Genomic DNA, 25,676 nt, shown 5'->3' with positions numbered 1-25,676 from the left:
GTTCCCTTCCGTCGATAGCCACCCCCGGTGGCCGCAGGAGCTTCGTTACCGACCATGAAAATCGATACGCTCGCAGTCGACTTCACCGACGAGCAGAAACGCTATCTCGAAGGTTTCACGACCGGCCTGCAGATCAGCCGCGTCGGTCGCGGCTTCGGCGGTGGCGGCAAGGTCAATGCAGAACCCGTTGGTCCCGATGCTGCGCATATCAAGGCGCAGGACAAGCTCGTCGCCTCCGGCAAGAAGCTCGCCGACCAGGAGAAGTTCAAGCGCGACGAGCATCCCTTCGATGCCTATCCGCGGCTGCGTCAGCAGGCGCTGGGCAACATGCCGCCGAGCCCGGCGGACAATTTCCGCTGGCGCTATTACGGCATCTTCTATGTCGCGCCGACGCAAGACTCCTACATGTGCCGCCTGCGTATCCCGAACGGCATCATGAAGCATTGGCAGCTGTCGGGACTTGCCGATCTCGCTGAGGCAACAGGCGGCCCCTATAGCCACGTCACCACGCGCGCCAATCTCCAGCTTCGCGAGATCCCCCCGAAGAACGCGATCCTGCTGCTCGAGGGCATCCAGGAGCTCGGCCTGTGTTCGCGCGGCTCCGGCGCCGACAACATCCGCAACGTCACGGGGACGCCGACGGCCGGCATCGATCCGCAGGAAATCATCGACACGCGGCCCTATGCGCGCGAGTGGCACTACCACATCCTCAACGACCGCTCGCTCTACGGCCTGCCGCGCAAGTTCAACGTCGCCTTCGACGGCGCCGGCAAGATCGCTGTGCTGGAGGAGACCAACGACATCGCCTTCACGGCCTATGAGGTGAGGGATGGCTTTGGCGTCGAGCCTGGGGTCTGGTTCCGCCTCGGCCTCGGCGGCATCACCGGCCACAAGGATTTCGCAAAGTACTCGAACATCATCGTCAAGCCGGAGCAGGCGACGGCCGTTGCCGACGCCATCGTGCGGGTCTTCATCGAGCATGGCGACCGCACCAACCGCAACAAGGCGCGGCTGAAATACGTGCTCGACGCCATGGGCCATGATGGTTTCCTCAAGCTGGTCGAGGAGCGGCTGAAGACGCCGTTCACGCGCGTCCCCGAAGAGGCGTTTGCTGTGCGACCTCAGGCGGACCGCATGGCCCATATCGGCGTGCACAAGCAGAAGCAGGACGGGGCGAACTGGATCGGCGTGTCGCTGACGCTCGGCAAGATGAGCTGCCAGCAGATGCGGGGCCTTGCCAAGGTCGCGCGCGATCTTGGCGATGGCGAGATCCGCCTCACCGTGTGGCAGAACCTGCTGATTTCAGGCGTGCGTGACGAGAACGTTGCGCTTGCGGTTGCTGCGATCAAGGAGATCGGGCTCGCGGTCGAGGCCTCGCACATCCGCGCCGGCCTGATCGCCTGCACCGGCAATGCCGGCTGCCGCTTTGCCGCGTCGAACACCAAGCGCAATGCCGCCGAGATCGGCGATTGGTGCGAGGGGCGTGTCGCCATGGACAAGCCGGTCAACATCCACCTGACCGGCTGCCACCATTCCTGCGCGCAGCACTACATCAGCGACATCGGCCTGATTGGCGCACGTGTGCCGATCAATGAGGAGGACACCGTCGAGGGCTATCACCTCTTCACCGGCGGCGGGTTCGGCCCAGACGCCGATGTGGGGCAGGAGGTCTACCACGACCTCAAGGCCGACGACGCGCCAAAGACCGTCGAGGCCCTGCTGAAAGCCTATCTGGCCAACCGTTCGTCGCCCGACGAAACCTTCCTTTCCTTTGCGCGCCGCCATGACGGCGAAATGCTGCGCAAGCTTGCCGATGCACAGGTGTCCGCATGAACCAGATCACGCCTCCGCCGAAGCTCGATATCATTCCCGCCGGCGCGCCGTTCTCCGACGCGCAGCGTTCCTGGCTGAACGGCTTCTTTGCCGGCCTGTTGTCGCCTGATGTGGCGACGCCCTTGTCCGGGGAGCAGGGCGCCGCTGTCATGCAAAGTGGCGATGGCGACGACGGCGAGGCGCCCTGGCACGACCAGACCATGCCGATTGCCGATCGGATGAAGCTTGCGGAAGGGCGCCCCGTCCGCCGCAAGATGATGGCGGCGATGGCGCAGCAGGATTGCGGCCAGTGCGGCTATAATTGCCACGACTATTCGGAGGCGATCGCGAGCCGCAGCGAAGAGCGGCTCAATCTCTGCGTTCCCGGCGGCAAGGAAACCGCGCGGATGCTGAAACAGCTCCACGAGGAGCTGGACAAGGCGCCGGCAGCAGCCAAGGAAGATGCTGCGAAGGCCGATGCAGTGGCGGCGCCTGCCGTGACTGTTACGATCGCAGAGCCCGGCCGCTCGCGCGACAACCCGATCGCAGCCACCTTCCTGTCGCGGCGCCTGCTCAACAAGGGCAAGTCGGAGAAAGAGACCTACCACATCGAGTTCGACCTCTCGGAGGGCAAGCTCGACTACGTGGTTGGCGACAGCTTTGGCGTCTTCCCGCGCAACGATCTCGGCCTCGTCGACCAGATCATTGCGCTGCTCGGCGCCTCGCACACCACCAAGGTCAACAACAAGACGTTGCGTGAAGCCCTGATCGACGACGTGTCGCTGTCGCCGGCGCCCGACTCGCTGTTCGAGCTGATCTCCTTCATCACCGGCGGCGCGCAGCGCGAGAAGGCAAGGGCGCTGGCGCAGGGCGAGGATCCCGATGGCGATGCCACCACGCTCGATGTGATGGCGGCGCTGCAGAAGTTCTCCGGAACGCGGCCGCATCCGGAAGCGTTTGTCGAAGCGCTGGAGCCGCTGCAGCCGCGGCTCTATTCAATCTCGTCCTCGCACAATGCGACGCCCGGAAAGCTTTCGCTGACGGTCGATTCCGTTCGCTACGTCATCGGCAAGCGCAAGCGGCTCGGCGTCGCCTCGACCTTCCTCGGTGAGCGCATCGCCGAGGGCGACAAGCTCAAGGTCTATGTGCAGAAGGCGCACGGCTTCGGCCTGCCGCAGGACCCGAAGACGCCCGTGATCATGATCGGCCCCGGCACCGGCATTGCGCCGTTCCGTGCCTTCCTGCTCGACCGCAAGGCGACTGGCGCACAGGGCAAGAACTGGCTGTTCTTCGGCCATCAGCGCAGCGATTGCGACTTCTTCTATCAGGACGAGCTCAACGCGATGAAGACCTCCGGTCTGCTCACGCGCCTGTCGCTGGCCTGGTCGCGCGACGGCGAGAAGAAGTTTTATGTGCAGGACCGCATGCGCGAAGTCGGCCGCGAGCTGTGGACCTGGCTCGCAGAAGGCGCGCATCTCTACATCTGCGGCGATGCCAAGCGCATGGCCAAGGACGTCGAGCGCGCGCTGGTCGATATCGTCGCCCAGTTCGGCGCGCGTTCGACCGACGAGGCGGTCAGCTTTGTCGCCGATCTCAAGAAGCGGGGCCGTTTCCAGGCTGACGTGTACTAAGGCGCGGCTCGACCAGCGCTAATCGCCGCCGCCGCGCATCGTGCCGGCGGCGGCGTTCTACTGTGCATGGGGTTGTTTTGAAGGTTTGGGTCAGGGAACCGGAACCGGTTCCATTTGGCTTGGATTCTAACGAATAGGATTCCCGGAACCCGCGGCCGGGGAGAATTTTCGCCTCCAAAGCGGGCTTCGAGAGGGCTTCAATCGCTATTTGCACGATGGTCTTACAGCCGTCGTGTCGGATCGTTCATACTTGGTGGATGGTGCGTTGGAAATCGACCATCCGGGAATTGTCGGCGGAAGCCAGGCTTCATCTCTATGCGCGATCGGTCTCGCGCAGGACAACGGCGAGCGCGCACCCTATCGGCATCTACGGCGCGTGTGCGCTGATCGCGGTGCTGGTCTTCGGCACGCTCTCGGCGCGCCCGTTCTGATCACGCCCCACGCTTGAACGGCGCGACCTCGATCCCGGCATCCTTCAACGATTGACGTAGCGTCCGCGCGATCTCGACGGCGCCATGCGTGTCGCCATGGATGCACACCGTGTCGGTGCGCATCTTGATGACCTTGCCGGTGACTGAGACCACCGCCCCATCCTGCACCATGCGCACCACGCGCTCGGCGATCGCCTTGGCATCATGCAGCACCGCGCCCGGCTTCTTGCGCGAGACGAGGTTGCCATCGTCCTCATAGGCGCGATCGGCGAACACCTCGTGCACCATCGGCAGGTTGGCCGCTTCGCCGGCCTTCACCAGTTTTGAATTGGCCAGCACGACGAAGATCAGGCTGGGGTCGACGGCCTTGATGCCCGCGGCAATCGCCTTCGCCGTCATGTCGTCCTCGCAGGCGACGTTGGAGAGCGCACCATGCGCCTTCACATGCGTGACCTTGTGGCCGGCCGCGGTCGCGATCGCCTGCAGCGCGCCGATCTGGTAGGCGACGAGGTTCTCGATCTCGGAGGCCTTCAGCCCCGCGATCGGATGCCGACCGAAACCGTGCAGGTCGCGATAGCCAGGGTGCGCGCCGACCGAGACGCCGCGCGCTTTCGCCAATTCCACCGTCCTGCGCATGATGTCGGGGTCGCCGGCATGGAAGCCGCAGGCGACGTTGACCGAGCTCGCGAGCTCGATCATGGCGGCGTCGTTGCCCATCTCCCACGCGCCAAAACCTTCGCCGAGGTCGCAATTGAGATCGATCGTCTTCATGGTTGCTCTCCGCCTCTGGTCTTGTTGTCGTCTACGGCTCCGCCGTGACCTGCCAGGTCCCGGCATCCATGGCGCTCACCGCATAGCCCGCAACATTGGCATCGCTGAGTGCTTCGATGTTGAGCTCCACCGTGTCGGACGCGCGCAGGCGATCGGGCAGGGTGCGGATCAGCTGTTGAAACTTGCGCGCCTCGTCCTGCGCCTCTGCGATACCGACGGCCTTGAATCGGAACGCCGTGCCCGCCGAGGTCTGCGCGAGACGACCGACATCGGCCGTGATCACGGTTGCGATCTTGGGATAGCCGCCGGAGGTGCCGCGGTCCATCATCAGCGCGATCGGCGCACCGTTGCCGGGCACCTGGATGCTGCCGTTCACGGTGCCGTCGGAGACGATGTTGTGGCCGTGCAGATGCTTGATCGCGGGGCCTTCGAGCCGGTAGCCCATGCGGTCCGATGTCGCCGAGATCTTCCACTCGCTCTCCAGGAACAGCGCCTTGTTGGCGTCGTCGAACTCGTCGTCTTGCGGACCCAGCACGACGCGGATTGGTCCGCTCACCGGCTTTGGCAATTCGATCCGCAACTCAGGCGCGCCGCTGGCGGCATCGACGGCGAATTCGTCGCCGGCCTGGAGCGGGCGCGGGTAGGGGCTGCCGAGCCCGGCGCGGGCGTTAACCGCGAGGCTGCCGAACACCTCTTCGCCCTTGATGGCGCCTTCGATCGCGAGATAGCTGAACGCGCCGCCACGGGCGAAGCCCAGCGTCAGCGTCTCGCCATCCTTGAGTGTGACCGATGAATCCATGGCGACCGGTTTTCCGGCGACGTCGGCATTGCGTGGTGCGCCTGATATGGCGATACGCACGGCGCCATCCCTGGCCGTGAAGGTCGCACCGAACGGGCCGATCTCGACCGCGGCCGCGAACGGCTCGTTGCCAACAAGCGTATTCGCCGCTGATAGCGCCAGCCGGTCCATCGCGCCGCTGACCGTGAGGCCATAGCGCTGCGCGCCGAGGCGGCCGCCGTCCTGGACGGAGCTCGCAGGCCCGATGCTGGCGACGATGAGCCGGCTCATGCGTCGACCTGCTCGGCGACGATCTCGCCGGCCTCGGCCGCGCGATTCAGCTCCTCGAACGTCTTGTGGTCGATCGCAAAAAACGTCACGCGATCACCGGGCTCGGTGAGGAAGGTTGGATTGCGGTGGAGATGATAGGTCCTGACCGGGGTACGTCCGAGCAGCTGCCATCCGCTCGGCGCGGCCAGGCACTGGATGCCGGCCTGGATGCCGCCGATCGAGATCGTGCCTGCGGGTGTGAACAGCCGCGGGCTCTCCCGCCGAGACATGTGCAGCGATTTGTCGAGGCCGCTGAGATAGGACCAGCCCGGCGTGAAGCCGATCATGGCGACGCGATAATCGCCGCCGGCGTGCCGGGCGACGATGTCATCAGGCGTGGTGTTCAGCGCTTTCGCGACATCCTCGAGGTCGATGCCATGCTCGCCGCCATAGGCGACGGGAATGCGCCAGCGCCGTGCTGTTGTGGTAGGCGGCAACGGCTGGCTGGCGAGGGCAAGAAGTTTTTCGCCGAGCGCATCGAACCCGATCTTGCCGGGATCATAATGCACCAGCAGCGAGCGATAGGTCGGGATCGTCTCGGAGATGCCCTCGATGGGCGCTGCCAGCAGCGCCTTGTCGAGTGCGAGCACGCGTTCGTTGGCAGCGTCGTCGATGGTGCGGCTGAACTCGACCGTGACGGCGCTATCGCCACTGGGCAGAAGGCGGGGCGGGGGAAGCGTCGCGGCCATGAGATGTCGAATTCGGGCCTTGAGGAAATGCGCGGGCTCGACCTTGAGTTCCGCCTCAACCCTGCTTCGCGTAAATGCGCCCGCAAGTCCAATAAATTAATGCTGGGGGTGACGATAAAGCCTTGTTATCGCGTCGCATAACAGCCCGGCGGACCTGCGTTCTCGACAGGGCTTTGGGCCTTGACGGGAAGTCTCCGGCTCGCAAGATGCGCGCGTCCTTTCCCGCACCCCGGAGCTCGTCTGTTTCCATGTCGCTGTCCCCCGAAGCCCGCAAGACCCTTGCCGGCATCACCACCGCCACCATCACCACGGTCCTGCTGAAGAAGGGCCTGCGCAATGTGTGGATGCGCGGCGCGCGTCCGCTTCGCCCGGGCCTGCCGCGCCTGGTGGGACCTGCCTTCACGCTGCGCTTCGTGCCGGCGCGTGAGGATCTGGCGACGCCGGAATCCTGGTCGTCGCCGATCTCGACGCGCACCGCGATCGAGGCGATGCCGGAGGGCTGCATTGCCGTGGTCGACGCCATGGGCATCACCGACGCCGGCATCTTCGGCGACATCCTCTGCGCCCGCATGATGAAGCGCGGGGTCACCGCGCTCGTCACCGACGGCGTCGTGCGTGACGTCGAGGGCGTGCTCGGCACCAATCTTCCGGTGTGGTGCGACGGCTATGCCGCGCCGCCGTCCGTGGCCGGCCTGACCTTCGTCGGCTGGGGGGAGCCGATCGGCTGCGGCGGCGTCGCCGTGTTCCCGAACGACATCGTCGTCGCCGACCAGGACGGCTGCGTGCTGATCCCGGCGGCGATGCTCGATCACGTCCTCAATGAGGGCGTCGAGCAGGAGCGGATGGAAGCCTGGATCGTCAACGAGGTGAACAACGGCGCGGCGCTGCCGGGCCTCTATCCCATGAACGCCGAGACCAAGGCGCGCTACGCCGCCAGCAAGAAGTAACAGGAAACGAGGACCCCCATGGACATCACCCTCGCAGGCACGCGGCCGACCCGCCGCGCGCCCAAGGAAAATTTCACCGGCACCGTGTTGCAGGACCCCATCAACATGGCACCCGCGCCGGCGCGGCTGAACGTCTCGCGCGTCTCCTTCGAGCCGGGCGCGCGCACCAACTGGCACCACCATCCGCTCGGGCAGACCCTCTACGTGATTTCAGGCGTCGGCCGCGTCCAGACCAAGGGCGGCCCAGTCAAGGAAATCCGCCCCGGCGACACCGTCTGGATTCCGCCGGGTGAAGTGCATTGGCACGGCGCCTCGCCGGGTAACAGCATGTGCCACATCGCCATGCAGGAAGCGCTCGACGGCGTGTTCTCGACCTGGCTCGAGCCGGTCACTGACGCCGAATACGGTGCGCCGCTGGGCTAGAGAGCGCGCCGCTCACATCCGCTCTGCGGTCCACGTCCCCGAGCACATGGCGCCACGCCATGTGCCGGAGCCGGACGTGCCGCTGAGCCGGCCGGAGCCGACGGCATGCTTGATGCCGGTGCTCAAGCTGACGCTGATGCCGCCGGCATCGGCGACCCGGCCTGACGCTGTCACCGCCGCGCTGCTCGAGGCGATCTGGCCGTTGCTGATGCCGATCGCGACGGTCGAGCCGTTGCCGCAGGTTTCGCTCGACGACGAGATGCGGACATTCCATGTCCCGTCGAAGGCCGAGCCCGCTGCATCCGCCTGCGCGAGCGGGAAGGCGATGGCGATAATGGTAGCGAAGAGACCCTTGCGAAATCCGTTCATGACACGCCCCTTTGATTTGACCGTGCGGGGATAGTGTCACCGCCGCGGAAGGAGCGATGTGAGGACTGTCACGCGCGCCAAATCCTCTGTGAGGCGACGCACATCGCGGGCACCGTCGCAACGCAAAGGGGCCCGTATCACGGGCCCCTCGTCTTTTTCGAAACTGTCGAGCGCGGCCCTAGTTCACGCGCGTCCAGGTTTGACCGCCGCAGAACATGCCGCCAAAGGCACAGCCTTGCACGCGCAGGCGGTCAGTGCCCCTTAGCGTGATCGTCGAATCGTAGGTCGAGCCCGAGTTGGGGTCGAGGATGCGGCCCGACCATTTCTGGTCCTTGCCGGGCTTCATGTTGATCAGCACCTGCTCGCCATTCTGGTTCGATTTGCTGTCGACTGAATAGCCGCACAGATTATTGCCGCACTGCTCGATGCGGACCTTGCCTTCCTTCTCCTCGGTGAGCCAGACGCCGAGCGGCGAATTGAGATCGCGCGCGGGCGCGGCTGCAGGAGGCGGCGGCGCGATAGCCGCGGCCTGAACGGGAGCAGGGGCTGGTGCAGGTGCAGCCGGCGGTGCTGGTGGCGTGGCAGCGAGGCTCGGAGCCGGCGGTGGAGGTGGTGCGGGCGGCACCGCAGCCACCGTCGGGGCCGCGCTCGGAGCCGGTTGTGGCGGCGGCACCATCTCTTCGGCCGGAGCAGTGCTGGCCGTTGCCGCCGGAGGCGGAGCAACTGCGGGCGGCGGGGCCGGAGGCGGCGCTGCGGCTGCGGGGGCAGATGTCGCAGGCGCTTGTTCCGCTCCCGGGGGCGCGGCTACAGGCGAGGGGGCTGGAGCGGGAGCGGACGGCGTTTGCGGATCGCCCTTGGCCTGCTGCGGCGCCTGCTGGTCCTGCTTGGTGTCGTTCTTCTTGGCTTTCTTGGCCTTGCCCTGGCCAGTGTTGTCGTACACGCCGGGGATCTGCACCGTGCCGCGGTCCGGATCGATGCGGATGGTGCGCCCGCCATACTCGAATGTGTACTGCGCCTGCGCTGCGGTGCTCGCCAAAAGGAATGCGGCCGTGGCCAACAGCTTCCTCATTTCCATCTCCCGAAAAGCTGGTCCCCGCACCGACGCTTACGCCCCGGTTCATCTGCGAAAAGTGATCTGGATCACTGTCACGGTATGAGTCGTCTGCCGGCGGTCCCGGGTTCAACAAGGCCGAACGCGGTCGAGAGTTGGACGGGCGGTTCCGGCTACTTCTCCGGGCAATGCGAATCGGCGGCCTGTTCGGCACGGGCGAGGGCCGCCGCATTGGCCTTGTCGGTGTGGATTTCCACCGCACTAACGAGGCAGGCTTTCTCGCCATTGATCGCGAATACCGAGAGCTCCTGGACCTCGCGCTCATCGTCACCGACCCGGCTCCAGGTCCGGATCACCGCGGCCCTGGGAACGCCGCCGCGCATGATCCACTGCACCTTGTCGCCAAGAGCCTTGCCGGCGCCGCGCCATTGCGCGGTCGGCCCCTGCACCTTCTCGATCGCGCGCCTGGGCGCGATCGTCAGGGAGACGATGTTGCCCTCGTCGGCGAAACGCACGACATAGCCGGCCGGCCCCGGGCAGGTCCACAGCCCGAACCCTTCCTTGGATTGGTCCTTGCAGGTCGGGCCAGTCGCGGGCGTGAAGGGCGTCTGGCCGAACGCGCCGCCGGCTCCGGTCAGCGCGAGCGCCGTCGCCAACGCGATCATCGGCCGCATGCTAGTCGAACCAGGCGGCGTAGATCTTCTTGTAGCTGCCGTCCTCCATGGAGATGTGCAGCCATTGGTCGACGAAGGCCTTCAGCGCCATGTCGCGCTGGAGCCAATAGGCCTTCTCCGAGAAATCGAACGGCTTGTCCGGATGCACCGCGCAGAGCACGCCTGAGTTTTGCTTCTGCTGGTAGCGGGTCTCAGAGGCGTCCGTCATCATCAGGTCGGCGTTGCCCTTGGCGATCTCGTGGAAGATCTCGGTATTGTCGGGGAATACTGTGATCTCGGCGTCCTTGATGTTGGCGCGCGCGAAACGCTCATTGGTGCCGCCGGGATTGACGATGACGCGGGTGCCCTTCTTGTCGATATCGGCGATGCTCTGATACTTGCCGACATCGGCGCAGCGCGCGATCGGCGTCTTGCCTTCGCGCATGATCGGCACCGAGAAGTAGCCCTTCTTCTGGCGGTCCAACGTCACCGAGACGCCGCCCATGGCGATGTCGAACTGGTCGGCCTCGAAATCCTTCATCAGTTTCGGCCAGGCCGTCGGCACGAACTCGACCTTGACGCCAAGCGCCTTGCCCAGCGCTTCCGCCATGTCGACGTCGAAACCGGAAAACTGCTGCGTCGCCTTGTCCAGATAGGTGAAGGGCTTGTAGTCGCCGGTCATGCCGACGCGCAAGGTCCCGCGCTTGATGATGTCATCCAGCCGAGACGGAGCCGGCTGCTGCGCGTAAGCCGAGAAGTTTGCCAGCAACGTCACGGCCAACGCCGCCAGGATTCGAAAGGTCATCTCTTTTCCACCCAAGTCTCTTCCAGCCAAGTTTCTTCCAGCCAAGACTTTTTCAGCCAAGTCTTTTCCACTCATGCCCAAGCTGTCACTGTGCAGCTCTTGGGACGTGGATTTAGACCAGATGCCAGTGTCTGGCGAGATGGAATTGAAGGGAATCTTGAAGTGACGATCTCGATGTACGAGGCCTCGGTCGGCCTGTTCGTGCCGTACTTGCGCAATCTGTCCGTGCTGCTCGACAAAGGCGTTACCCATGCCGAGACCCGCAAGTTCAACCCGGCGGTCCTGCTCGGCATGCGCATGGCGCCAAACATGTACGATCTGGCGCAGCAGGTCGGCGAAGCCTGCCGACACGCAACCGTGGCACCGGCCTTGCTGGCGCAGTGCGAGCCGGTCGCGCTGCCGCCGCTGGAGCACGATATGGCCGGGCTCCAGGCGCGGATCGCCACCTCAATCGAGTTCATTGAAAGCCTGCCGCGCACCGAGATCGACGCGGCCGCGGAGCTGAAAGTCTTCTTCAAGCTGAAGAACGGGACCGAGCTGCCCTTTACCGGGCGGACGCTGCTGCTCACCAACAGCGTCCCGCAGTTCTTCTTTCACGTCACGACCGCGTACGACCTGTTGCGGCACGCAGGCGTCGAGCTCGTGAAGAAGGATTTTTTGGGACGGAAGTAGCTACGCTTCGCCCTTGCGCTCGTAATCGGCGAGCGAGCTGCGGCCGGCGATCTCGCTGCGCAGCAGCTCGAAGCGCTTGTTGGCCTCATTCTCGTGTTCGTCGACAAAATGCACAGCGGCTTCGCTGCTCATGGGGCCGCTGACCACGGGCGTGGACTGCTCGCCGATGGTCTCGTGCACGTAGTACTGGCCGTCATCGCCGCGATGGACCGTCCATTTCAGGCGGATCGCCACCATGGGGCCGGGACCGACCTTGCTGTACCCGTCCGCATCGGTGTGATCAGGGACCAGCGGCTGCTCCTCGACCACGGGATGCTCGTCGACCACATGATGTTCTTCGTGAGCCAAGTGCTCGCCACCGACCACGAACTCGGTCTCGCGAATGATCTCGGTCTCGCGGACAACAAGGGTCGGCTCGGGGTGCTCCAGAATGCTGGCGATGGTCGCCAGCGCGTGGTCGGTCGGGTCGATCTCTGACAAGGGTCCATCCTCCAGCTCGACGCGGCCGGCAAGTCTGTCCCACTGCCGCCGCGGCTGGTGACATTACGCGGGTTTGATTAAGGCTGAGTTGGGGCCCGATCTGCACCAAAATGGGACGCATTCTGGCCTTCCGAAGGCGGGCGAGATGCCGTCCCGCCTTCGGTTTCGCGTCAGCTGAGCACATCCTGATTGATGATGTTTTGCCTGATGGGATCGCCATCCAGCACGCTGAGGATATTGCGTGCGGTCTGCTCGCTCATGCGTTGGACCGCCTCGACTGTGACGCCGGCCACGTGCGGGGCGATGATGACGTTGGGCAGCGCGAACAGCTTGTTGCTGACGGGCGGCGGCTCGACCTCGAACACGTCGATGCCGGCGCCGGCGAGCTTGCCGGAAACCAGGGCGTCGTACAGCGCGGCTTCCTTCACGATGCCGCCACGCGCGGTGTTGATGAGATAGGATCTCGGCTTCATCCGGCCGATCCTGTCAGCGTCGAACAGGCCGACGGTTTCAGGCGTCTTCGGACAGTGGATGGTGACGAAGTCGGCGTTGGGCAGTGCCGCGTCGAGGTCAGTGACGGGCTCGCAGCTGGCGGCCTTGATGTCGGCTGCTCCCTTGTAGGGATCGTAGACCTGCACGTTCATTTCCATCGCCAGGCAGCGCTTGGCGGTGCGGCTGCCGATGCGGCCGAAGCCGATGATCAGCACGGTCTTGCCGTAGAGATCGAATGGCAGCATGCCGAGCCGGTTGGCCCATTGGCCATCCCTGACGCAGGCGTGCAATTCATTGGCGCGCTTTGCCAAGGTCAGCATCATGAACAGCGCCTGCTCGGCGACAGAGGGCGAGTTCGCGCTGCCCGCGACCATCAGCGGCACCTTGCGGCGGGAGAGGGCGGGCACATCGACAGCGTCGTAGCCGACGCCGATACGGGTCACCACCTTCATGTCCTTGGCGGCTTCGAGCTCGGTCTCGCCGAATGCAGTGGCGCCGAGCGCCACGCCGTGGACCGGCGCGTGGCTCTTCAGCAGGGCCTCGAAATCCCCGGCCGAGATCAGGTTGGCAAACTCGACGAGCTCGATATCGTCCCGCTGGGTGAGGAGGGCGCGTGCCCCTTGCGACAAAGTTTGTGTGACGAAAATCTTCTTCTTGTTGGTCGTCATCGCTCCCCGCCTGCTCGCGTTTCTTAAGGCCGGCGTCACAGCACGACGCCGGTCTCCTCGTTTAGCAGGTGCATGTTGTTGAGGTCCATCGCCAAACGCATGGGAGCCCCGTCCTTGGCGCCGGCATTGGGATTGACGCGGCCGCATACCGGCGTGCCTTCAAGGCCGAAATAGACCAGCGTCTCCATCCCCATCGGCTCGGTGACGTCGAGCACCGTATCGAAGGTCTCGACCCCCGGCTCCAGATGCGCATGCGCCTCGGTGAGATGCTCGGGCCGGATGCCGAGCAGCAGCCTGTCGGTCCGCGGCAAAGCGTTGTAGCGCGCGGCGCGGGCTGGAGGCAGCGCAAAGGCAATGCGGTCGGTCAGGCGGATCTGGAGCGTGCCGCCGGCGTCCTCTAGTCGGCACGGGAGGAAATTCATCGCGGGCGAGCCGATGAAGCCTGCGACAAAACGTGTTGCCGGCTTGTGGTAAAGTTCGTTCGGCGTGCCGATCTGCTCGATGCGCCCCTTGTTCATCACCACGACGCGATCGGCCAAGGTCATCGCCTCGACCTGGTCGTGGGTGACATAGACCGTCGTGGTGCGCACTTTCTGGTGCACCTTCTTGATCTCGATCCGCATCTGCACGCGCAGCTTGGCGTCGAGATTGGACAGCGGCTCGTCGAACAGGAAGACCTTTGGATTGCGCACGATGGCGCGCCCCATGGCAACGCGCTGGCGCTGGCCGCCGGAGAGCTGTTTCGGCTTGCGGTCGATCAGGTCGGTGATGTCGAGCAGGCGCGCGGCTTCCGTCACCCGAGCCTTGATCTCGGCCTTGGGATAGTGCTTCAGCCGCAGCCCGAACGACATATTCTCGGCCACCGTCATGTGCGGATAGAGCGCGTAATTCTGGAACACCATGGCGATGTCGCGATCCTTCGGCGGCACGTCGTTGACGACGTCGCCGCCGATCATGATGTCGCCGTCGGTGATATCCTCGAGCCCTGCGATCATGCGCAATGTGGTCGACTTGCCGCAGCCGGAGGGTCCGACCAGCACGATGAACTCATGGTCGGAGATATCGAGGTCGATACCGCGCACGGCTTCAACGTCATCGTAACGCTTGACTACTTTTCGCAATGCAACGTCAGCCATAAGACATCAACCCTTTGTCGCGCCGGCGGTCAGGCCGGCAATATAATAGTCCATCAGGAAGGCGTAGATGATCAGCGGCGGCGCCGCGCCGAGCAGCGCGCCGGTCATGATCTGCCCCCAGTTGAAGACGTCGCCCTTGATCAGCGTCGTGGTGATGCCGACCGGCAGCACCAGCTGATCAATCGACGTCGTGAACACGAGGGGATAAAGGAACTGGGCCCAGGACACCGTGAAGGCGAAGATCGTCGCCGCGATCAGACCGGGCAAGGCGACCGGAATGAAGATGCGGAACAGGGTCTGGAGCCAGGACGCGCCGTCGATGATCGCGGCCTCGTCAAGCTCCTTCGGGATCGAGGCGAAGTACCCGATCATGATCCATGTGCAGAACGGCACCGTCAGCGTCGGATAGATGAATGCCAGCACATACCAGCGGTTCAGAAGCGTAATGCCGGTGAAGTCCTGGATCACCGCGAGCATCTTGAACAGTGGAATGAACAGCAGGCTGTCCGGGATCAGATAAGTCAGGAACACGCCGGTGGCGAGCGTCGCCGAGCCCCAGAACTTCATCCGCGCCAGCGCGAACGCCGCCGGGATGCTGATCAGCATGGTCACGATCACCACCACGATCGAAATGATCGACGAGTTCCAGAAGAACCGTAAAAACTGGTTCGAGCTCAGTAGCTCGACATAGTTCGAGAGCGTTGGGTGAAACACCCACCACGGGTTGGTTGCCGCCGAGATTTCCGCGCTGCTCTTGAGCGAGGTGATCACCATGTACAGCGGCGGTGTCAGGAAGAAGATCGCAAACAGCACCAGGAAGAAATAGGACCAGCGCAGCGCCCAGGCGCGATCCCGGCTCATGCTGCCGAGTTTGCGGGTTGGTCCGGCCTTGTCGATCGCCAGCGTGCTCATCAGGCTTCGTTCCCACGTTTGTTGACATCGCGCAGGATGAAGATCGCCGCGACGGCGAGGATCGGCACCATGAACAGCGAGACGCAGGCGCCGAGAGGAATGTCGCTGCTCTGGATACCGACCTGGAATGCCCAGGTGGCGAACAGATGCGTCGTGTCCAGCGGTCCGCCTGAGGTGAGAATTCGCACGATGTCGAAATTGGCGAAGGTCACGATCAGCGAGAACAGCGTGGTGATCGCGATGATGTTGCGCATCATCGGCAGCGTGACGTACCAGATCTTCTGCCACCAATTGGCCCCGTCGATCGCGGCAGCCTCATAGAGCTGGTCGGGAACCGATTTGAGCGCGGCCAGATACATGATCAGGAAGAACGGCGCGCCATACCAGACGTTGACAAGGATGACGGAGAAGCGCGCCCAGAAGGTCTCACCGAGCCAGGGAATTGGGCCGACGCCGAAGAAGGAGAGCGTGTAGTTGAAGGCGCTGTAGGAGGGATCGAACAGCCACAGCCAGGCGAGCGTGCTCATCGCCGGCGGGATCACCCAGGGCACCAGCAGCATGCCGCGCCATTTGCGCTGCTTCTTGCCGGGAATGTTGTGGACGAAATGCGCGACGATGAATCCGATCAGCGCCTTGAAGACCACGGCGGTGACCGCGAAGATGCAGGACTGCTTCACCACCATCCAGAACGTTTCGCGCTTGAACAGGAAGGTGAAATTGCCCAGGCCGACGAATTTCGTCATCGCCTTGTTCAGCGTCGCCAGATAGAGCGAGAAGAAGGCGGGATAGAGCACGAGCAGCGCGATCAACAAGATCAGCGGCAACGTCAGAAAGAACGCCACGGTCGATTTGCGACCCAGCGTATTGCGCAGGCTCCTGCCTTTTCGCGCGCGGACGGAACTGACGCGACGACCTTGCTCAACGACGACATCGGCCATGGGCAAACTTTCTGGGACAAGCCTTCAAACGGAAGGATCAACAGCGAAGCCGGCGACCGGTCGGCTTCACAGGCGACGGACTGAGCGGGCGCCTTGGCGGCTCATGCAAGCGAGCATGAACCGCCATGGCACACACCCGGCTCAGGTCCTCATGAAGCCCTCGCACTCGTCCTCGGCCCAGGCGAGCGCGGTTTCCAGCTTTTCGCCCTGGGCGAAGCGCAGCGCCATTTTGGTCAGCGTCGCCTGGAAATAGATCTGCTGGGCGATCTTCGGCGGCGCCGGTGACGCGGCAATCGACAGAGTCTGACGGTGGTAGGGATCCGGATAGTGGAACAGCGTGCCCTTCGGCGGCCCTTCCTCGGCCCAGGTCTTGAACTTCGTCATGTTCGCGTAGGCCGGGAGATCGTATCCGCCGCTGGCCACGACGAACTTTTCGATCGCCGCGGGCGAGGACAGATGGACGAGCAGGCTCTTGGCCGCCTCCTTGTTCTTGCCGAAGCTCCAGACGCCCCAGAAATAAGGCAGGAACGGCGCGAAGCGGCCCTTTGGCCCGGACGGGAAGCCATGAGTCCAGCATTGCTCGGCGACCTGCGGCGCATCGCGCTTGGCGACGGCCCAGGCGCTCGGCGGGTTCATGATCATCGCGCCGCGGCCCGAGATCAGCCATTTGTTGTTGGAGGCGTCATCCCAGGACGGCGCGTCGGCCGGCAACACGGCAATCAGCTTCTTGTAGAATTCGAGTGCCTGCCGCACCGCGTCGGTCTTGACGGTGACGTCGCCCTTGGCATTGACGAGCTCGGCGCCGAACGACTGGAAGATTGCACCCGCCGTGTCGACGCTGTCGGTGGTCTCGCCGAGACCGATACCGAAGGGAACGCCGGCCTTCTGACAGGCCTCCGCCGCTTTCAGGAACGTGTCCAACGTCCAATTGTCATCTTTCGGCGGGCTGCCGGCCGGATACATCTCCTGGACGTCGATGCCGGCGTGTTTCTTCATGAGATCGATGCGGGAGCAGGGCCCCTTGATCTGGCTTCCCGGCGTGGCCGGCACCGCAAGCCATTTGCCGTTCGACTGTCCCAGATATTTGACGGTGTCGTTCACCGCGCCGTTCTGCTTGATGAGCGGCTCCATGACGTCGTTGAGCGGCTCGAGATTCTCGGAATAGGCGTGCGGCCACCAGCTCGGCATCTGAAGAATGTCATGACCCGACTTGGCCTGCGCTTCGGCCGCCGCGGTCAGCTCAATCTTCTTGTTGTTGCTGGTGATGTAGTCGATCGAAACCTCAACCTTTTCCTTCTCACCCCATTCCTTGACGAGCGCGGTGGAGGCATCGTTGGCACCGGGTACCCAGTGGTCCCAGAAGCCGATCGAGAGTTTGCTGGCGGCGTAAGCGCCTCGGACATAGGGCGCTGCGATCAGCGCCGTCGAGGACAAAGCAGTGGCAGCCACAAATTGACGTCGCGTCAGTGTCTTGCGTGACATCTCGTTTCCTCGCCTTGGTTCGTTTTATTGTTCTGTCGTTTCCTCTGACTTTCCCAAGTTTGTTTTTGATTTTCTTGTTGGACGTTTCTTGTTGGCCTCGTCATCCCCGGCGGCAAATCACGCGAGGGGACGCGGCAAATTGGTAGCGCGATCAGATCATGATTGATTGCGTCTGTCGAGAAAGCCTGATGTCTCGCTCTCTAGAACTAACGTTGTGTATGGGACGGCGACAGCGCGCGTCGCCGGCCGCGAGCCGAAGCAGCTCTTATTGCGACGCACACGTGGCGCGAAGCCGCCGATCGATCCGTGCGCAATTACGCCGCAGTTCCGAATGAGCTTGCATTGCCGCTTCGCACCAAAGGTCTTTGAGGCGGGGACATTGAAGGTCCGTCCCTAGACCTCGGCTCGGCGAGAACGGTAGAGTTGCAACCGGCAGGACGCCTGCCGTTTCCCCAAGAAGGCAAGCAGATCGAGATGGAGACCCAAATGATCAACCCGGCGCCGCCTGCGCGGCTTGGCCTGCGACGATGGCTTGCGCTCGGGTCCGTGCTGACGCTCCTCGTCGGCGCGGCCGCGGTCGCGAATGCACAAGGTTTGGTCAAGGGCGTCCAGGACGGCGCCGCAGCCGGTAACAAGGCGGCGGGTCCTGTCGGAGGCGTCCTCGGCGGCGCCATAGGCGGCGTGGTCGGCGTCTTCACCGGTGTGCTCGGCGTCGGGAATAACAACAATGGCCAGGCGCCGGCAGCCAAGGACGCCAGCAAGGATTCAGGCAAGGACGCATCCAAGGACGCCAAGCAGGCGGGTCCCGGCAAGGACAAGGATGCCAAGACGGCGAAAGGCGCCAAGGGGGCCAAGGCGACCAAGGAAGCCAAGAACGCCCCCCAGGACACCAAGGACGTCACGGTCCTGACGCAGCCCGGCGCGCCGCAACTGACCGCCGACCAGATTGTCACCAACAGCGATTCCTATATCGAGCGGATCAAGACCGAGCTCAATCTCACGCCCGCCCAGGAGAAGAACTGGTTCGGCTTCTCCAGCGCCATGCACTATCTCGGGCATAATGGCGCGGAGCGACTCAACCTGCGAATGGAGCGGGCCAAGCGCGATCCGCCCGACGACATCATCGAGCAGATGCGCAACGAGGCGCAGTTCCTGATCGACCGCGCCGCCGACCAGCGCAACGTCGCCGATGCGGCCGAGCCGTTATACTCGAGCCTCGATGACAAACAGAAGCAGGTGTTCATCCAGGAGATGGTTCGCCTCAGCCACGAGCGCGGGCTCGATTGATCGAGCTTGAATCGGATTGCATGCATTCGTGGAATTTGAAGGCCACGAATTCGTGAATCCTTTTCGCAAATCGGGTATGCTTAGCTTCGCAGCGAGGCTTGCGGGGTTGATATGGCGGACGGACTCTCCGTTTTCCTGGTCGAAGACGAGGCGTTGATCCGGATGATGATGGCTGACATGGTGGAAGAGCTTGGCCACCATGTCGTCGCGGAGGCGGACAATGTGCGCGATGCGAGCGCCTTCGCAATGACCGCGCAGTACGATTTCGCGATCCTCGACATCAATCTGATGGGCGTTTATGTCGATCCGGTCGCCGATCTGATCGAGCGGCGTGGCAAGCCGTTTCTATTTGCGACCGGCTATGGGCCGGAATTGCTGCCCTCCTTGCTCCGGCGCCGGCCGATTCTGCGCAAGCCGATCGCGCTCGATCAGCTCAAGATCATGATCGACTCGCTGTTTCCGGATGCGCCCGCCAAAGGGCCGCACTGACAACGTCGACGATAAAGGCATCCGCAACGAAAATGGCCGCCCGAAAGGGGCGGCCATGTCGTGACGGAGGATCCGTCAGCGATTCACATCAGGCCGGCGCTGAGGTCCACGCCGTGCGCCATCAGGCTGAACGAGGCGACAAGCCCGAGGCAGCAAAAGATGACAATGGCTTTAAAAGAATAGTCAGTCGACCGGGCCTGGACAGCGGCCGGCATTTCGGCGAGCGAAATCATGCTCATGTTCATTCCCCCTGTGTTGATCCTGAATTGCATCAGGTGAGGGGACCCTAGAGCAAAAAGTTTGATACAGGATTGCCAGGGATCCTTAACGAAATCGCAATCGATCGCGGACTCCTCGCCGCCCGACAGCAATCCTGCAGGCGCTAGTTGCGGCCGCCCTGCAGCACCTTCGCGATGGTGTGGGCCGTCATGGCAGCGCGGTCCGAGGCGCGCTGTGCGGCCAAACGGTCCCTCGCTTTTTCCTCGATCAGAAGCTCGATCAGCGCCATCCGCTTCGTTTCATCATCCGCCTCGGTCAGCAGCCGGTGATAGCGGTGATAGTCGAAGCCTACATCCTGTTTACGCATGTCACGCCCCCGTACCTACGCCACACACTCCCGCGATTGTTTCCGATCGGACCCATCAGGGCAAGCACGATCCTGCATGGAACCGCGCGTGCGCTGCAATCAGCTGTGGAATTGACGGACTGGGGGCCGCGCCTCAATCGAGATTGTGGTCGGCGAACATCTTCAGGCCAACGAAGCTCGCGTCGGGCTTCATGACAAGGCGCGTCGGGATGTTGCGCAAGTAATCCTGGAAGCGCCCCTTGGCTTCGAAACGCGCGCGGAATGCCGAAGCCGAAAGGAATTCCGGAAAGCGCGGCGCGATCCCGCCGGCAATGTAGACGCCGCCCCTGGCGCCGAAGGTCACCGCGAGGTTGCCGGCCACGGAGCCGAGGATGGCGCAAAACATCTCCAGCGTCGCGCGGCTGAGGTCGCAAGACCCGTCCAGCGCCGCCTTGGTGATCGCTGCGGCATCGCGTTGCGGCACCTGGGCTTCATCGATCTCGGCCATCGCCTCGTAGAGCGATTGCAGGCCGGAACCGGACAGGGCCCCGCGCTCGATCGAGACATGGCCAAAGCGCCGGCGCATCGACGCGATCACCCGTTCCTCGCGCTCGTTCTCCGCTGGTAGCGTCGCGTGCCCGGCTTCGGTGACGACGGCGAGCCGGGAGCCGTGGCGCTCGACCAGGCAGGAGACGCCAAAACCGGTCCCGGGCCCGACCACCAGCAGCGGCTCGCCGGGCATGCCGTCCCGCCCGCCCAGCGGAATCAGGTCGGCCGGCTGCAACGCGGGCAGGGACCAGGCCACCACCTCGAAATCATTGAGCACGTGAACGCTGTCGAAGCCGAGGGCCGGCTGCAGCTCGTTGCCGTCGATGACCCAGGGGCTGTTGGTCATGACGCAGCGGTTGTTGGTGACGGGGCCGGCCACGGCCAAGACCGCCCGGACCGGCTTCTCGCTGTCGGCCCGCCGCAGCACGTCGGTGATGGCCTCGCGGACCGTTGGATGGTCGGCGACCTTCACATAGTCGATTGGTCCGATCTGCTCGCCATTGCTCAGCGCGAAGCGCGCATTGGTGCCGCCGATATCGGCGAGAAGAATATTTCCTGTCTTGCCGATACTCATGGCCATTTGGCTGCCGCGGCTCGCAAGCCCCGGGAACCCTTTCTCCTCTGCTTCGTCGCTCCGATCCGAATGGCGCGGATATCAGAGATTCCGCCCTCAGGTACAGCTAGTCAACACAGACCCTCCAAAAGCGTTGCATCCAGGACGGTGGTTGCGAAGACGCGCGGGAAGATCGACATTGGCGAGCACGGCCGGTGCCGGGTGCGCCGGGCGCACGACATGGGACCTCTCGATGAAGATATCTGACCGCGACGTGCTGCTGGTGATCGACGTGCAGAACGATTTTTGCACCGGCGGGGCGCTCGCCGTCCCTGGTGGCGAGAAGGTCGTCCCCGCCACCAACCGGATCGCCCAAAAATTTGCCAATGTGGTGCTCACGCAGGACTGGCATCCGGGCAATCACGTCTCCTTCGCGTCGAACCATCCGGGCAAGCAACCATTCCAGAGTATCGAGCTCGACTATGGCACCCAGGTGCTGTGGCCGACCCATTGCGTCCAGGGCACGGCCGGCGCCGAATTCCATCGGGATCTCGACCTCACGCGGGCAAGCCTGGTGGTGCGCAAGGGCTTTCGCCGCGGCATCGATTCCTATTCGGCGCTGTTCGAGAATGACAAGACGACGCCGACCGGCCTGCTTGGCTATTTGCGCGAACGCGAGCTGAAGACCGTTTTCGTGGCCGGCCTCGCACTCGATTTTTGCGTCCGCTTTTCCGCGGAGGATGCCCGCAAGGCTGGCTTCGAAGTTGTAGTGATCGAGGACGCCTGCCAAGGCATCGACCTCGACGGTTCGGTCGCGGCGGCCCATCGCAGCTTCAGGGAACTCGACATTTCCATCATCAGCCTGGAGGCGTTCCTGTGAGGATGATCAGGTAATGGCGCCGGAGAAGAGTAGTCGGCAGTCCGAAGAGGCGGGGCGGGGCCCTGGTGACCCCATGCTGTGGCCTTTCGCGGCGGCGCGGCTCGCGATGGAGGCCTGCTTCTGGTGGCTGGAGCGCGGTTCGGTTGAGCCGGGCGAGAGCGAGCTTCCCTGGACCACGCCGGGCACCGTGGCGCTCGAGCTCGCCACATTGCGGCTTCGCGATTGTGCGCGGACGCAATCCGGCCAGCCGGCGCTGGTCTGCGCGCCCTATGCGCTGCACCGGGCTCTGATCGCCGATTTCGCGCCCGGTCACAGCGTGGTGCAGTCGCTGCAACAGGGCGGTATCGATCGGGTCTATCTCACCGACTGGCGCTCGGCCACGCCTGAGATGCGCCATCTCTCGATCGACAGCTACCTGTCCGATCTCAACGTTGCCGTCGACGAGATCGGTTCGCCCGTCGATCTGGTCGGGCTGTGCCAGGGCGGCTGGCTGTCGCTGCTCTATGCGGCGCGCTTTCCGGCCAAGGTGCGGCGGTTGGTGCTGGTTGGTGCGCCGGTCGACCTCTCGGTCGAGTCGAGGCTGGCGCAGCTCGCCCGCAACGCGCCCGAGATCGTCTACGATCAGCTCGTCGCGCGGGGCGGCGGCAATGTCAGCGGCGAGGAGATGCTGCATGTCTGGTCGAAGCCGCCCGGCCTCGACGACATTGCGACAGCGTTGCAGCGAGACCTCTCGGACGAAGAGGGGGCGGCTCTTCTCGCCCGCTTCAACCGCTGGAACAGCGAAACGCTCAATTTGCCTGGCACCTATTATCTTCAGATCGTCAACTGGATCTTTCGCGAGAACCGGATCGCATCGGGCCATTTCACCGCGCTCGGCCGCGCGGTCGACTTAAAGGACGTCATCGCGCCAGTCTTCCTGTTGGCCGGGCTCGACGACGATGTCGTGCCGGCCGCGCAGGCCTTTGCCACGGCGAAGCTCCTCGGCACGTCACCGGCTTTCGTTGCAGCACACTCCGAGCCGAGCGACCATCTCGGCCTGTTCATGGGCGCGCGGACCCATGCCCATGCCTGGCCCCGGATCGCCGAATGGCTGCGCAACGACCTCTCCGGCGTGCTGGCGCGCAGGGCCTGACATCAGGCGCGGCTTGCAAGTCCGTTATGCATGATGGCGGATGGCCTGCACGGGGCCCGGTCGATGGGCTACATAGAGTCCAGGGCCGGCGGGCTGCCGATCCGACAAGATTTAAGGGTCCTTTGCGCGATGAGCTTCCACTCGATCTACGCCCACGGCTTTGCGCGCGTTGCCGCCTGCGTCACCACCTCCCATGTGGCCGATCCTGCGGCCAATGCGAAGGCGGTCATCGCGTCGGCGAAGGCGTGCGACGCGCAGTCGGTCGCGGTTTCAGTGTTTCCCGAGCTGTGCCTGTCCGGCTACGCGATCGAGGACCTCGTCAAGCAGGATCCGCTGCTCGATGCCGTCGAGCGCGGCCTTGCTTCCATCGCCGAGGCCTCCGCGACGTTGATGACCGTGCTGATCGTCGGCGCACCGCTGCGTTTCGGCGTCAGTATCTACAATTGCGCTGTGGTCATCCATCGCGGCAGTGTTCTGGGTGTCGTGCCCAAGAGCTATCTGCCGACCTATCGCGAATTCTACGAGGGCCGCCATTTCGCGTCAGGCGCCGGCATCGCCAGTGAGGTCATTGCCATCGGCGAGCTCCAGGCGCCATTCGGCACCGACCTGCTGTTTGCCGCCGAGGATGTACCCGGCCTCACCATCGGCGTCGAGATCTGCGAAGACATGTGGATCCCGGTGACGCCGGCCTCCGAGCTGGCGCTGGCCGGAGCCAGCGTGCTGATCAACCTCTCGGGCAGCCCGATCACGATCGGCCGAGCGCGCTCGCGTGCGCTCCTCTGCCAATCGACCTCTGCGCGCTGCCTTGCGGCCTATGTCTATGCCGCCGCAGGCGCAGGCGAATCCACCACGGATCTGGCCTGGGACGGCCAGACCTCGATCTACGAGAACGGCGTGCTGCTAGTGGAGGGCGATCGCTTCAGGCAGGACGGCCAGATCACGATGGCCGACGTCGACCTCGACCTGCTCAGGCAGGAGCGTGCTTCGATGGGCACGTTCGACGACAACCGCCGGCAGCGCGAGGCGTTATTCCGGAAGGTGACATTCGCCCTGAAGCCGCCGGTGGCCGACATCGGCTTCCTGCGCAAGATCGAACGCTTTCCGTTCGTGCCGAGCGATGAAAGCCTGCTCGAGCAGGATTGCTACGAGGCCTACAACATCCAGGTCGCGGGCCTCGTGCAGCGCATGCGCGCCACGGGCACCAAGCGTGTCGTGATCGGCGTCTCCGGCGGCCTCGATTCCACCCATGCGCTGATCGTTGCGGCCAAGGCCGTCGACCTGCTCGGCCTGCCGCGTGAGAATATCCTTGCCTATACCATGCCGGGCTTTGCGACCGGCAGCGAGAGCAAGACCAATGCGCTGGCGCTGATGAAGGCGCTCAAGACGAATTGGCAGGAGCTCGATATCCGAACCACCGCTACGCAGATGCTCAAGGACATCGGCCATCCCTTCGGCAAGGGCGAGAAGGTCTATGACGTCACCTTCGAGAACGTGCAGGCGGGTCTGCGCACCGACTATCTGTTCCGTCTGGCCAACCATCATGGCGGCATCGTCATCGGCACCGGCGACCTCTCCGAACTCGCGCTCGGCTGGTGCACCTATGGCGTTGGCGATCAGATGGCGCATTACAATGTCAATGCCGGTGTGCCGAAGACGCTGATCCAGCATCTGATCCGGTGGGTGATCGCTTCAAATCAGTTCAGCGGCGATGTGAACGGAACCCTGGCCTCGATCCTCGCGGCCGAAATCTCGCCCGAGCTGGTTCCAGTGAATCCGGGCGAGAAGCCGCAAAGCACCGAGGCCTCCGTCGGGCCCTACGAATTGCAGGATTTCAACCTGTTTTACACATTGCGCTTCGGAATGCGGCCGTCCAAGATCGCCTTCATGGCGTTCCAGGCCTGGAAGAATGTCGGCGAGGGCGAATGGCCGCCGGCATTCCCGGCCGACAAGCGCCGCGCCTATGACCTTGCGGAGATCCGTCGCTGGCTCGAGGTCTTCCTGCGCCGGTTCTTCGCCTTCAGCCAGTTCAAGCGCTCGGCGATGCCAAACGGGCCGAAAGTATCAGCCGGCGGCTCGCTGTCGCCGCGAGGCGATTGGCGCGCACCGTCGGATTCGAGCGCGGTGGCCTGGCTCGAGGATCTCGAAAGAAACGTGCCGAGCTGAGCGCGCGGCAGATCGGTATTGCTGGGGAGACGATCTGATGTCGGCCGGGGACGGGTCGGAAGCGGACGAGGAGGGCGGGGTCGTCAACGGCCTCTATATCTTCGACATCGAGATGCGTGACGGCAAGCGGGGTCAGGCGAGAGGCGTGGTCGTGCTGTGCGACGGACGCATCATGGGTGGCGACAGCTATTTCTACTACACCGGCAGCTACAGCTTCCGGAACGGCAAATGGCGCGGCGACATGATCGTCAAGCAGCACACCGAGGCCGTCGGGAGGACCCTCGCGTTCGGAGGCAGGGAGGTCACTTGCGGCTTTTCGGGAGGCTACTCGGCTGGCGGTGCGGAAGTTGAAGGCATGGCGCTGGTCGGCAAGACTAGCGTGACCTTCACGGCGCGGCTGACACTGAAGGATGCGATGTAAAGACGCTGTCAAAACGACTTCGCGCCGCGCGGCTGATCAAGCCGGCGGCGCGAAATTGCGTTCAATCTAGAAAGTTCCGAGGTCCGGAGTGCCTAGGAGTCCGGACCTCGTCACCTTGCCCCAGCCTTCAATCCCCCGCCCCATGTGGTCCCCCAACCCCATAGTGC

The 25,676-nt window shown here is 64.0% G+C and carries 28 protein-coding genes; 12 read left to right on the top strand and 16 right to left on the bottom strand.

Going from position 1 to position 25,676, the window contains the following annotated elements; all coding sequences use genetic code 11:
* The first annotated feature begins 54 nt into the window (after positions 1-54).
* The 3 genes from Q0687_RS12705 (at position 55) to Q0687_RS12695 (ending at position 3,874) form a co-directional block, all read left to right on the top strand.
* Positions 55-1,833 carry a NirA family protein gene (locus tag Q0687_RS12705; RefSeq protein WP_298876926.1) on the top strand — a complete coding sequence of 593 codons (1,779 nt, stop codon included), beginning with the start codon at positions 55-57 and terminating at the stop codon, positions 1,831-1,833.
* The gene (locus Q0687_RS12700) at positions 1,830-3,443 is read left to right on the top strand and encodes a sulfite reductase subunit alpha (protein WP_298876925.1); all 1,614 of its coding nucleotides are present in this window, start codon (positions 1,830-1,832) and stop codon (positions 3,441-3,443) included. The genes Q0687_RS12705 and Q0687_RS12700 overlap by 4 nt, the downstream gene beginning before the upstream one ends.
* Positions 3,444-3,700: 257 nt before the next feature.
* Entirely contained in the window at positions 3,701-3,874 is a 174-nt protein-coding gene (locus Q0687_RS12695) for a hypothetical protein (RefSeq protein ID WP_298876922.1), read from the top strand.
* Here the strand turns inward: Q0687_RS12695 and Q0687_RS12690 are convergent, their stop codons facing one another.
* From Q0687_RS12690 to pxpB, 3 genes are read right to left on the bottom strand one after another with little or no spacing between them, the layout of a single operon-like run.
* Positions 3,875-4,645, bottom strand: a complete 771-nt coding sequence (locus tag Q0687_RS12690) for a 5-oxoprolinase subunit PxpA (protein ID WP_298876919.1) — start codon at positions 4,643-4,645, stop codon at positions 3,875-3,877. It abuts the gene before it with no gap.
* 31 nt (positions 4,646-4,676) lie between these two features.
* Positions 4,677-5,714, bottom strand: coding sequence for a biotin-dependent carboxyltransferase family protein (locus Q0687_RS12685; protein ID WP_298876916.1), 1,038 nt, complete (start codon positions 5,712-5,714; stop codon positions 4,677-4,679).
* Entirely contained in the window at positions 5,711-6,442 is a 732-nt protein-coding gene (gene pxpB / locus Q0687_RS12680; protein ID WP_298876913.1) for a 5-oxoprolinase subunit PxpB, read from the bottom strand. Before pxpB ends, Q0687_RS12685 begins: the two co-directional genes overlap by 4 nt.
* Positions 6,443-6,690: 248 nt before the next feature.
* Here pxpB and Q0687_RS12675 point away from each other — a divergent pair, with 248 nt between their 5' ends.
* Both Q0687_RS12675 and Q0687_RS12670 read left to right on the top strand, forming a co-directional pair.
* Positions 6,691-7,389 carry a ribonuclease activity regulator RraA gene (locus Q0687_RS12675; RefSeq protein ID WP_298876911.1) on the top strand — a complete coding sequence of 233 codons (699 nt, stop codon included), beginning with the start codon at positions 6,691-6,693 and terminating at the stop codon, positions 7,387-7,389.
* Between the two features lie 18 nt (positions 7,390-7,407).
* Positions 7,408-7,812 (top strand): cupin domain-containing protein, encoded by a 405-nt coding sequence (locus Q0687_RS12670; RefSeq protein WP_298876908.1) that lies wholly within the window; start codon positions 7,408-7,410, stop codon positions 7,810-7,812.
* Between the two features lie 12 nt (positions 7,813-7,824).
* Here Q0687_RS12670 and Q0687_RS12665 read toward each other — a convergent pair whose 3' ends face one another.
* The 4 genes from Q0687_RS12665 to Q0687_RS12650 all read right to left on the bottom strand — a co-directional run bounded on the left by Q0687_RS12665 (position 7,825) and on the right by Q0687_RS12650 (position 10,690).
* Entirely contained in the window at positions 7,825-8,181 is a 357-nt protein-coding gene (locus tag Q0687_RS12665; RefSeq protein WP_298876905.1) for a hypothetical protein, read from the bottom strand.
* Positions 8,182-8,359: 178 nt separating this feature from the next.
* On the bottom strand, positions 8,360-9,250 hold the full coding sequence (locus Q0687_RS12660; protein WP_298876902.1) for a DUF2147 domain-containing protein: 891 nt from the start codon (positions 9,248-9,250) through the stop codon (positions 8,360-8,362).
* A gap of 155 nt (positions 9,251-9,405) precedes the next feature.
* Positions 9,406-9,897 (bottom strand): hypothetical protein, encoded by a 492-nt coding sequence (locus Q0687_RS12655; RefSeq protein WP_298876899.1) that lies wholly within the window; start codon positions 9,895-9,897, stop codon positions 9,406-9,408.
* A 10-nt stretch (positions 9,898-9,907) separates the two neighbouring features.
* Complete coding sequence (locus tag Q0687_RS12650) at positions 9,908-10,690, bottom strand: transporter substrate-binding domain-containing protein (RefSeq protein ID WP_298876897.1); 783 nt, start codon at positions 10,688-10,690, stop codon at positions 9,908-9,910.
* Between the two features lie 174 nt (positions 10,691-10,864).
* Between Q0687_RS12650 and Q0687_RS12645 the strand changes: the two genes are divergently transcribed.
* Complete coding sequence (locus Q0687_RS12645) at positions 10,865-11,362, top strand: DUF1993 domain-containing protein (protein WP_298876963.1); 498 nt, start codon at positions 10,865-10,867, stop codon at positions 11,360-11,362.
* Here Q0687_RS12645 and Q0687_RS12640 read toward each other — a convergent pair whose 3' ends face one another.
* The 6 genes from Q0687_RS12640 to Q0687_RS12615 all read right to left on the bottom strand — a co-directional run bounded on the left by Q0687_RS12640 (position 11,363) and on the right by Q0687_RS12615 (position 17,470).
* Positions 11,363-11,842 carry a hypothetical protein gene (locus Q0687_RS12640; protein ID WP_298876892.1) on the bottom strand — a complete coding sequence of 160 codons (480 nt, stop codon included), beginning with the start codon at positions 11,840-11,842 and terminating at the stop codon, positions 11,363-11,365.
* Positions 11,843-12,012: 170 nt separating this feature from the next.
* Entirely contained in the window at positions 12,013-13,002 is a 990-nt protein-coding gene (locus tag Q0687_RS12635; RefSeq protein ID WP_298876889.1) for a hydroxyacid dehydrogenase, read from the bottom strand.
* A 35-nt stretch (positions 13,003-13,037) separates the two neighbouring features.
* Positions 13,038-14,138, bottom strand: coding sequence for a sn-glycerol-3-phosphate ABC transporter ATP-binding protein UgpC (ugpC, locus tag Q0687_RS12630; protein ID WP_298876886.1), 1,101 nt, complete (start codon positions 14,136-14,138; stop codon positions 13,038-13,040).
* Between the two features lie 6 nt (positions 14,139-14,144).
* Positions 14,145-15,050 carry a carbohydrate ABC transporter permease gene (locus Q0687_RS12625; protein ID WP_298876883.1) on the bottom strand — a complete coding sequence of 302 codons (906 nt, stop codon included), beginning with the start codon at positions 15,048-15,050 and terminating at the stop codon, positions 14,145-14,147.
* Positions 15,050-15,988 carry a sugar ABC transporter permease gene (locus tag Q0687_RS12620; RefSeq protein ID WP_298876881.1) on the bottom strand — a complete coding sequence of 313 codons (939 nt, stop codon included), beginning with the start codon at positions 15,986-15,988 and terminating at the stop codon, positions 15,050-15,052. Before Q0687_RS12620 ends, Q0687_RS12625 begins: the two co-directional genes overlap by 1 nt.
* A gap of 141 nt (positions 15,989-16,129) precedes the next feature.
* On the bottom strand, positions 16,130-17,470 hold the full coding sequence (locus Q0687_RS12615) for an extracellular solute-binding protein (RefSeq protein WP_298876878.1): 1,341 nt from the start codon (positions 17,468-17,470) through the stop codon (positions 16,130-16,132).
* 486 nt (positions 17,471-17,956) lie between these two features.
* Between Q0687_RS12615 and Q0687_RS12610 the strand changes: the two genes are divergently transcribed.
* Both Q0687_RS12610 and Q0687_RS12605 read left to right on the top strand, forming a co-directional pair.
* Complete coding sequence (locus Q0687_RS12610; RefSeq protein WP_298876873.1) at positions 17,957-18,757, top strand: Spy/CpxP family protein refolding chaperone; 801 nt, start codon at positions 17,957-17,959, stop codon at positions 18,755-18,757.
* 111 nt (positions 18,758-18,868) lie between these two features.
* On the top strand, positions 18,869-19,246 hold the full coding sequence (locus tag Q0687_RS12605) for a response regulator (RefSeq protein WP_298876870.1): 378 nt from the start codon (positions 18,869-18,871) through the stop codon (positions 19,244-19,246).
* Between the two features lie 83 nt (positions 19,247-19,329).
* On the opposite strand, the gene Q0687_RS12600 is transcribed toward Q0687_RS12605, so the two are convergent.
* The 3 genes from Q0687_RS12600 to glk form a co-directional block, all read right to left on the bottom strand.
* Positions 19,330-19,485, bottom strand: a complete 156-nt coding sequence (locus tag Q0687_RS12600) for a hypothetical protein (protein ID WP_298876867.1) — start codon at positions 19,483-19,485, stop codon at positions 19,330-19,332.
* A gap of 143 nt (positions 19,486-19,628) precedes the next feature.
* Positions 19,629-19,832, bottom strand: coding sequence for a hypothetical protein (locus Q0687_RS12595; protein WP_298876866.1), 204 nt, complete (start codon positions 19,830-19,832; stop codon positions 19,629-19,631).
* Positions 19,833-19,965: 133 nt separating this feature from the next.
* Positions 19,966-20,934 carry a glucokinase gene (glk, locus tag Q0687_RS12590; RefSeq protein ID WP_298876960.1) on the bottom strand — a complete coding sequence of 323 codons (969 nt, stop codon included), beginning with the start codon at positions 20,932-20,934 and terminating at the stop codon, positions 19,966-19,968.
* A gap of 232 nt (positions 20,935-21,166) precedes the next feature.
* On the opposite strand from glk, the gene pncA reads away from it, so the two are divergent.
* From pncA to Q0687_RS12570, 4 genes are all read left to right on the top strand, one after another.
* Entirely contained in the window at positions 21,167-21,793 is a 627-nt protein-coding gene (pncA, locus tag Q0687_RS12585) for a bifunctional nicotinamidase/pyrazinamidase (protein ID WP_298876863.1), read from the top strand.
* 73 nt (positions 21,794-21,866) lie between these two features.
* Positions 21,867-22,925 (top strand): alpha/beta fold hydrolase, encoded by a 1,059-nt coding sequence (locus Q0687_RS12580; RefSeq protein ID WP_298876861.1) that lies wholly within the window; start codon positions 21,867-21,869, stop codon positions 22,923-22,925.
* 129 nt (positions 22,926-23,054) lie between these two features.
* Positions 23,055-25,088 carry an NAD(+) synthase gene (locus Q0687_RS12575; RefSeq protein ID WP_298876858.1) on the top strand — a complete coding sequence of 678 codons (2,034 nt, stop codon included), beginning with the start codon at positions 23,055-23,057 and terminating at the stop codon, positions 25,086-25,088.
* Positions 25,089-25,125: 37 nt separating this feature from the next.
* The gene (locus Q0687_RS12570) at positions 25,126-25,509 is read left to right on the top strand and encodes a GrlR family regulatory protein (RefSeq protein ID WP_298876855.1); all 384 of its coding nucleotides are present in this window, start codon (positions 25,126-25,128) and stop codon (positions 25,507-25,509) included.
* Positions 25,510-25,676: the final 167 nt, after the last annotated feature.

This window comes from uncultured Bradyrhizobium sp. (genome assembly GCF_936928535.1).
Lineage (GTDB): Bacteria > Pseudomonadota > Alphaproteobacteria > Rhizobiales > Xanthobacteraceae > Bradyrhizobium.
This window is presented reverse-complemented; position numbering and strand designations above follow the sequence as displayed.